The organism is Neisseria sp. P0021.S007 (genome assembly GCF_051956855.1).
In genome coordinates, this window is sequence record NZ_JBQCXA010001408.1 from 1 (window position 1) to 486 (window position 486).

Annotated in this window: 1 protein-coding gene; it reads left to right on the forward strand. The window is 42.4% G+C overall.

Annotated features, from left to right (window positions below; genetic code table 11):
* Positions 1 to 194: 194 nt before the first annotated feature.
* A partial coding sequence (locus ACTHUR_RS19425) for a tetrahydrofolate dehydrogenase/cyclohydrolase catalytic domain-containing protein (protein ID WP_440400428.1) occupies positions 195 to 486 on the forward strand: 292 nt, incomplete at its 3' end.

Genomic DNA, 486 nt, shown 5'->3' on the forward strand with positions numbered 1-486 from the left:
CAATTTGAGCTATTTTTTCTTTTTCCTAAATTATCTGTTTATTTTTATTTAAAATTTAATTTTTTACCTACTTCATACCGGGTGTAATACAGTTCAAAAATATGGCTCCGGTTTTTGCTGTTATCCGACTGCCAAATCGGTTTAAAAATGCGATAATTGCCCTTGCTATTTATTCATAACCGAATGGAACTTTCATGACAGCTCAATTGATTGACGGTAAGAAAATATCGCAGGAACGTTTGCAGCTGGTGTCCGCTGCGGTAGCCAAACGGCTTGAGTCGGGATTGCGTGCGCCTTGTTTGGCGGTAGTATTGGTCGGGGACAATCCTGCCAGCGCGGTATATGTCCGCAACAAGAAATCCGCCTGCCAAAAATGCGGCATCCGGTCTTTGTCTTATGAACTGCCTGCGTCAACTTCTCAGGAAGATTTATTGAAACTGATTGATGAATTGAACGCGAACGCGGAAGTGGACGGTATTTTGGTGC